6 protein-coding genes and 1 pseudogene are annotated in these 7,448 nt (G+C 62.9%); 1 reads left to right on the top strand and 6 read right to left on the bottom strand.

The window, feature by feature from the left end:
• Nucleotides 1–1,177, top strand: a pseudogene (locus EN749_RS26190) (aminotransferase class V-fold PLP-dependent enzyme); the annotation flags it as partial.
• Here EN749_RS26190 and EN749_RS26185 read toward each other — a convergent pair.
• The 6 genes from EN749_RS26185 to EN749_RS26160 all read right to left on the bottom strand — a co-directional run.
• Nucleotides 1,178–2,353, bottom strand: coding sequence for a diguanylate cyclase (locus EN749_RS26185; RefSeq protein WP_127810561.1), 1,176 nt, complete (start codon nucleotides 2,351–2,353; stop codon nucleotides 1,178–1,180). It lies immediately after the preceding pseudogene.
• A gap of 160 nt (nucleotides 2,354–2,513) precedes the next feature.
• Nucleotides 2,514–2,984 carry a hypothetical protein gene (locus EN749_RS26180; protein WP_127320645.1) on the bottom strand — a complete coding sequence of 157 codons (471 nt, stop codon included), beginning with the start codon at nucleotides 2,982–2,984 and terminating at the stop codon, nucleotides 2,514–2,516.
• A 163-nt stretch (nucleotides 2,985–3,147) separates the two neighbouring features.
• Nucleotides 3,148–3,969, bottom strand: coding sequence for a hypothetical protein (locus tag EN749_RS26175; protein ID WP_127397570.1), 822 nt, complete (start codon nucleotides 3,967–3,969; stop codon nucleotides 3,148–3,150).
• Between the two features lie 134 nt (nucleotides 3,970–4,103).
• Nucleotides 4,104–5,066, bottom strand: coding sequence for a type II secretion system F family protein (locus EN749_RS26170; protein ID WP_127397571.1), 963 nt, complete (start codon nucleotides 5,064–5,066; stop codon nucleotides 4,104–4,106).
• Nucleotide 5,067: 1 nt separating this feature from the next.
• Complete coding sequence (locus EN749_RS26165) at nucleotides 5,068–6,033, bottom strand: type II secretion system F family protein (protein ID WP_127327445.1); 966 nt, start codon at nucleotides 6,031–6,033, stop codon at nucleotides 5,068–5,070.
• A gap of 4 nt (nucleotides 6,034–6,037) precedes the next feature.
• Nucleotides 6,038–7,448: CpaF family protein (locus EN749_RS26160; protein ID WP_245491503.1), on the bottom strand; the 1,411-nt coding region annotated here is incomplete at its 5' end.

The following is a 7,448-nucleotide window of genomic DNA, read 5'->3' as shown; positions in this document are numbered from 1 at the left end:
GCCCAATGCCGGGAGCCAGGGCGAATATGCCGGCCTGCTCGCCATCCGCGGCTATCACCGCTCACGCGGCGACAACCACCGCACCGTCTGCCTGATCCCCTCCTCGGCGCATGGTACCAATCCCGCGAGCGCGGCGATGGCCGGCATGAACGTCGTCGTCGTGCGCTGCACCGAAGACGGCAACATCGACATGGACGACATGAAGGCCAAGGCGACTGAGCATGCGCAAAATCTCGCGGCGCTGATGTTCACCTATCCCTCGACGCATGGCGTGTTCGAGGAAGGCGCACGCGATCTCTGCGCACTAATCCATGAGCATGGCGGCCAGGTCTATTTCGACGGTGCCAACCTCAACGCGCTGGTCGGGCTTGCCCGTCCCGGCGACATTGGCGCCGATGTCTGCCACATGAACCTGCACAAGACCTTCTGCATACCGCATGGCGGCGGCGGACCCGGCATCGGGCCGATCGGCGTCAAGGCGCATTTGAAGCCGTATTTGCCCGGCCATGTCACCGAAGGCTCGGCGCACGCCGTCTCCGCCGCCCCCTTCGGCAGCGCCTCGATCCTGCCGATCACCTGGATGTATATCCGCATGATGGGCGCCTCGGGCCTGAAGCAGGCGACCGAAACGGCGATCCTGTCCGCCAACTATATCGCGACGCGGCTCGGTGCGCATTTCCCGGTGCTCTACAAGGGCAGGCAGGGACGCGTCGCGCATGAATGCATCCTCGACACCCGCGTGCTCAAGGAGAGTGCAGGCATCAGTGTCGACGATGTCGCCAAGCGCTTGATCGACTATGGTTTTCACGCGCCGACCATGTCCTTCCCGGTCGCCGGCACGCTGATGGTGGAGCCGACCGAGTCCGAGCCCAAGCGGGAACTCGACCGCTTCTGCGAGGCCATGATCGCCATATCGGCAGAGGCAGCAAAAGTCGCCAGGGGCGAATGGCCTTTGGCCGACAATCCGCTGGTCAACGCGCCGCACACCGCCGCCGAGGCGTTGGCCGGCCAGTGGACCCATCCCTACTCGCGCTTGGAAGCGGCCTATCCGGCAGGCGACCCCGACACGGCAGCCAAGTACTGGCCGCCGGTGTCACGCATCGACAATGTCGCCGGCGATCGCAACCTGGTCTGCTCGTGCCCGCCGCTGTCGGACTATCTGGGGGCCGCGGAGTAATTACGCTGAGCGCAAGGCCGGCTTGATCGGCTCGGCCTTGCCCATCCTCTTGCGGCTGATGACACAATTTCGCCCGGCGCGTTTGGCGGCATAGAGCGCCGCGTCCGCCTCGGCGAGCACGTTGTCCAGCCTGCTGCCGCTTGCCTCGCCAAAGCCGATGCCGCCGCTGACCGTGCTGCGCAACTTGCCGAGCTGGGTGGGGACGATTTCGGTGCCGAACGCCACGCCGATCTTGCTGGCGAGATCGTAAGCTTTTTCGTCCGTCATCCGCGACATGACGATTGCGAACTCCTCGCCGCCAAGGCGAAAAGCGTCGACGCCGGGCCGGGCATACTTTTTGATGACGGCGGCAAAACGGCACAAGACCTGATCCCCTACCGGGTGACCGTAGACATCGTTCGTCCGCTTGAAATGGTCGAGGTCAAACATGACGATGGACATGAACGGACCGAAACTCCGTTCGCCGTAGAGCGACGTCAATGCCCGGCGGTTCAGCAACCCTGTCAGCGGATCGGTCATAGTCTCGGCCTTGAGCTCGATTTGCGCCTGCAGATGATGGAGGGAGAGCGTCAACGCTCCGAGTCCGGTCATGCAGGCGACCGCCACCACGGAATTCAATCGTTCGGCCCAGTTGTCGGGCGCAACCGCGAGCGTCCATTGCCCCTTGGTCAGCAGAACCAGGCCGCAAAGCGCAAACGACATCGCGCAGGTGCCGCTCAGAAACGAAACCACCAGAAGGATGCGGCGGTCGTGACTGCCGTTGATCCAGAACATGGCACCGATCGCCGACAGCAGCGCCGTCACCGTGGTGTAGGTGACGATGAAGCCAATGCCGTCAAAGCCCATAAAGGTCACGACGGCACAAATGGCCATGGCGCCAAGCGCCGGTGCAACGGCGCGTCCGTAGCCGGGCACCCCCAGAAATTGCATGGCCGACAAGCAGATGATCAGGAACCCCAGGCTGAGCAGTGCGAGCACGATCTGGCAAAGCAGCGGATCGGGATCCTTGGTGTACCGCCAGAACAGGATCACATGCGCGACGAGCACCAGAATTCCGCACGCAACCGTCAGCACGAAACCTGCCTTGGGCGCGGTGAACCAGATCGCAAACATGGTGACGCTAAGGCATATGCCCGACAGCGCGGCTGCGAGCAGGAGCGAACTGAAGTCCAGCATATCGGGCAAGGGCCTCTTGAGCGTCGGCGGTTGCGCTGCATTCTAAGTCAGCGGCAGCCCTCAGATACGGGTTTTCAGGCAATCCATCGATGCAACCTGCGGATAGGGTTTACAAAGCGTCGATGGCACGTGTTCCGAAACCGGACCCATGGATGCGAGATCAACCCTTGTTCAAGAGAGCGAGGTTGGCGTTGACGACGGTGGGATCGGCCATGCCGGCCTTCGCTTCGAGCAGCAGCGCCTTGGCCTTCTTGCGATTGCCGCGCAGCAGTTGCGAATAGCCCATATTGTTGACGATCTGCGGCTTGCGGCCGGCGACCTTCAAAAGCTGGCCGTAGGCTCGGTCGGCGAAGTCGAAGCGGCCGAGTTCATCATAGGAAGCGGCGAGCCCCATCCAGGCCTCCGCATTGTCGGCCTTCAACTCGACGGCCTTGCGGAAGTGCTTTTCGGCGAGGCCGTAATTGGCGTCGCGAAACTGCGCCTTGCCTTGCGCCAGATCGGAGGTTTCGGTGTCTTTTGCCGCCGGTTGGATGGCGGTGGTCTTGGTGGTGTCGACGCCACTCGTCGTACAGCCAGACATCATCAAGACGGCCGCCATTGCGGCCATTGCCGTGAAATTACTGTGACGCATGCCCCTGCCTCATCGCCCGATTTGCCGGGTCGTTCTTCAGGAAACACAATATATCAGCGGCGATTAAACTTCGGTGCCGAAACGCCGCCAAAATTCGGCTTCGGGCACACCAGCCATTAACCACGAGACGAGGGTTATCCCTGCAAGGACGCGCGCGGCCTTTTCACGGACCCATGACCTTGAGTGCCTCGGGAACCGGATAGCGGTTGCCATCATAGCGCAGCCGGTAGGTCCGTTTCACCGGCTTGCCGGGATGGGACTGGCACTCGCCATCCTTGTCGGGAGACGGGTCATCGGTTTGCGTCCGCTCGAGCGCGACCATGTCGTGATAGCCGTGATGGCTCGTCGGGCTCATTGCCAGGCTGACCTCAGTCGAACGAAAAGATCCCGCGCAATTGGTGTCGCCCTCGCCGCCATTGCCGGCCACGACAAGGCCATCGAGCACCAGGCGCAGGGCATCGCCGGCGAGAACATAAAGCCGCAGGTCGGTTTCGCTGAAGGGGTTGGCTTGCGAATGGTTCGCGATTTCGATGCGCAGGCCGAAGGCCATGACCCCGGGCGCCAGCCTGTAGCGGCCGGTATCGAATTCGACCTTGCGGATGGCGATGGCATCATCGGTGATCAGCCCCGGCTGGAGCAGGCGCAGGCGCACACGCTGGCTGTTCCTGTCGACGACCAGAAGCTCGATATCGCCGACATGGCCATCGTCGCTGGATTGGGCGCTGTCGATCAGCGGCACGGCTACCAACAGCAGGTCGTCATGGGCAGGCCAGATCTTGCAGCTCAGCCCAAACGGCGTGTCGCCATCCGTCAGGGCGATGCTGAAATGGGGTTCGAGCGTGAACGAGGTGCCGTCGGCGCTCTTTCGAGCTTTGGGGTAGGCCTGCTGCACCAGGGCGGCGGCATCGCCGCAATCGTCGGCCACGGCCCAGGCGGGCGACAGGGTGGCTGCGGCAAGGCCGAGAAAGAGGGTGCGCAACAGCATGGACTTCTCACCTGCAAGGCCGAGTACGGTCATAACAATGGTTTGTCAGTCCCCTTGCTAGGACTTTTGTGGGGCGCTCGCTAGACCCGGACGATTTCAGCTCGAATCGAAGCCTCACACCTTTCGGCATCATGCTATTGCGCCGTCATTTTGACGATGACTGGAATGGCCGCGATCATCAGCACCACCGGCAGGATGCATACCACCACCGGCACCGACATCTTGGCCGGCAGAGCGTGCGCCTTTTCCTCGGCCAACGACATACGCTTATGGCGCATGTCGTCGGAAAAAACGCGCAACGCCCCCGACAGGCTGGTGCCGAGTTCCTTGGACTGCTGCAGCAGCGTGGCGAAGGAACGCACTTCGTCCAGGCTGAGGCGGTCGGCGAGCGCCTTCAGCGCATCGTCGAGGCTGCGCCCTGCCCTCAGCTCCAACGACACCAGCTGCAGGTTCTGGCTGAGCGCGGGATAGGTCTTGGCGAGTTCCTTGGAGACGCGCTCTATGCCCGCCTCCATGCTCATGCCGGCATCCGAGCAGACAATCATCAGGTCCATGAAATCGGGAAAGCCGTTGCGGTACTCACGCCTGCGTTCCCGCACTTTCTGGCTCAACATTAGGCCGGGCAGGAAATAGCCGGCCGCTCCCGACAGGATGACGAATGTCCAGCGACTGGCCATCGTCGCGTCCGGGCTGGCCATCCACCGGTTGAGCACAAACACACCGATTGCCGTGCCGATCATCGCGCTGAACCGGATCAGGAAGAACGTGCCGACAGCGCGCGGCTCCATGTAGCCCGCCTGGATGAGCTTCATGCGCAGCCGGGCGACATTTTCCGGATCGCTCCTGGCGTAGAATTCCTGCGCCCGCTTCACCGCCTTCTCGCGCACGACGCCGGTATTCTTCTTCTGCACCGGCTCTGGTTTGGCGGCCACGGGGCCGTTGTCGACCCTGAGCCGGCGCATGACCTCGTTGCGGTCGCCCTTCGCCATGACAACAGGCCAGGCAACAGCGGCAGCACCCGCCGCCAGCAGCAGGATGGCCACCGGCATCAATGAGGTCGGCGCAAGCGAGGCGAGGAATTCGATGAAGCCCTGCATGTCAGAACTTGAAATTCGACATCTTGAACATGATCAGATTGCCCAGCATCAGCCAGGTGATCGAGCCGCCGAGCAGGTACCAGGTTTTCGCCTCGCCCCAGACGTCGCGGTAGAAGCCCGGCATCAGCGCCATAATGGCGGTGAACAGCAACGCCGGCACCGCTGTCAGGATGTAGGCCGACATCCGACCTTCTGTCGCAATGGCGCGCACCTTGCGGCGCAGCTTGCCGCGCTCGCGGATCGTCGTCGCCAGGCCGTCGAGGATCTCGCGCAGATTGCCGCCCGAACTGGTCTGGATCGAGACGGCGGTGACGAACAGCGGCAGATCCTCCTGGCCGACCCGGTCGAACAGCGAGTTCAACGCCGAAACCAGATCGGAGCCATAGGTCACCTCGTCGGCGATGACGCCGAACTCGGTGCCGATCGGGTCGGGCATCTCGCGCGCCACCATGGCGATCGCCACCGGCACCGGGTGGCCGGCCTTCAGGCCACGCGTGATCAGTTCCAGCGCCTCCGGCAATTGCATGCCGAACCGCTTTACCCGGCGCTTGCGCTTGAAGCGCAGCGTGATCACCGGCAGCACCGGCACAAGCACCACAAACAGCACAAGCCCCATCAGCGGCGGCAAGCCGTACCAGATGGCGACCAGGGTCATCGCCATCGCCACGCCGCAGCTGATCATCAGGAATTTCGACAGCGGCATGATCATGCCCGACTGGGTTCGCAAAGCGCGGAACCGATCCAGCGAAAACAGCGGCGTGCCTGCGTCGAGGCCGCGTTCCTTGCGCAGTTGGACAAGCACCTGCTCCTGGCTGATCTTGTTTTCCTGCAGCTTCATGCGCCGGTTGATGGCGGTGCGCTTGTCGCTGCGGCCGGCATAAAGCAGGTAGCAGGCCTCGGCGATCAGGATGCCGGTCAGCGCGGCCGCGGCATAAACGACATAGATAGCGCTCATTCCATCGAACACTTGGCTACTCCTGCGGCCGGCCGGGTTCGAAATATCGTCCGGGAAACTCGATGCCCATGGCACGCAGATCCTCAAGGAAGCGCGGCCGGATGCCGGTCGCCTCGTAGTGGCCCAGAATCCTGCCGTCGGCCTCCATGCCGGTACGCACGAAGCGGAAGATCTCCTGCATCTGGATGACATCTCCTTCCATGCCGGTCACCTCGGCGACACTGGTCACCTTGCGCTTGCCGTCGGACAGGCGCGTCAGCTGAACGATCAGGTCGAGCGCGCTGGCGATTTGGCTGCGGATCGACTGCACCGTCATCGGCATGCCGGTCATGCCGAGCATCTGCTCGAGCCGCGAAATGGCGTCGCGCGGCGTGTTGGCATGGATGGTCGCCATCGACCCTTCGTGGCCGGTGTTCATTGCCTGCAGCATGTCGAAAGCCTCCTCGCCCCGGCACTCGCCGAGGATGACGCGGTCGGGGCGCATGCGCAGTGCGTTCTTGACCAGGTCGCGCTGCTTCAGCTCGCCATGGCCTTCGATGTTAGCCGGACGTGTTTCCATACGCGCGACATGCGGCTGCTGCAGTTGGAGCTCGGCCGCGTCCTCGATGGTGATCAGCCGCTCGTCCTCGGGAATGAAGGCCGACAGCGCATTGAGCATGGTCGTTTTGCCGGTGCCGGTACCGCCCGAAATGATCGTCGTCTTGCGGGCATGCACGGCCGCCGCCAGCACTTCGGCCATGTTCTGGGTGATGGCGCCGAATTCGACCAGTTTGTGCAGGCCGAGCTTGTTCTTGGAGAATTTTCGGATCGACACCAGCGGCCCATCGACCGCAACCGGGCGGATGGCCGCGTTGAAGCGCGAGCCGTCCAGCATGCGGGCATCGACCATCGGCTGCGATTCGTCGACGCGGCGACCAACCGCGGCGACGATCTTGTTGACGATGCGCAGGAGATGCGCCTCGTCCTTGAACGGAATGTGGACCGGCTGCAGCTTGCCCTTCTTTTCGACAAAGCAGTTCATGTGGCCGTTGATCAGGATATCGTTGATGTCCGGGTCCTTGAGCAGCGGCTCGAGCGGACCGAGGCCGACCATCTCGTCGACGATGTCGTCGACCAGCGCGTCAAGCTCGACGGTGTTGATCGCCATCCGCTCCTGCTTGGTCTTTTCCGACACGAAATCATGCACTTGCCGGCGCATCTCATCCTTCGGCAAACGCTCCAGCGCGACAAGATTGATCTCTTCGAGCAGCAGCCGGTGGATACGCACGCGCGCATCGAGCACCTTGTTGGCATTCTTTGCCGGTGCTGTGTCCGGCTTTGCCGGCAAAGCCTTTCGGCTGGTCGGAATGACGACGGCATGATGGGCGACCGGCGTCGTCTCAGGCACGCGCTGCGGAAGCGCATCGCGGTTCTGCAGGGCGGAGAAG

The sequence above is a fragment of the Mesorhizobium sp. M7A.F.Ca.ET.027.02.1.1 genome (genome assembly GCF_004022985.1).
In the GTDB taxonomy this organism is placed as follows: domain Bacteria; phylum Pseudomonadota; class Alphaproteobacteria; order Rhizobiales; family Rhizobiaceae; genus Mesorhizobium.
Note: the sequence above shows the minus strand (reverse complement) of the source record. Positions and strands in the feature narration are given on the sequence as shown.

Excerpts from the sequence above, each read along its gene's own strand:
- EN749_RS26185 (WP_127810561.1), bottom strand. The coding sequence starts at position 2,353 with ATGCTGGACTTCAGTTCGCTCCTGCTCGCAGCCGCGCTGTCGGGCATA.
- EN749_RS26180 (WP_127320645.1), bottom strand. The coding sequence starts at position 2,984 with ATGCGTCACAGTAATTTCACGGCAATGGCCGCAATGGCGGCCGTCTTG.
- EN749_RS26175 (WP_127397570.1), bottom strand. The coding sequence starts at position 3,969 with ATGCTGTTGCGCACCCTCTTTCTCGGCCTTGCCGCAGCCACCCTGTCG.
- EN749_RS26170 (WP_127397571.1), bottom strand. The coding sequence starts at position 5,066 with ATGCAGGGCTTCATCGAATTCCTCGCCTCGCTTGCGCCGACCTCATTG.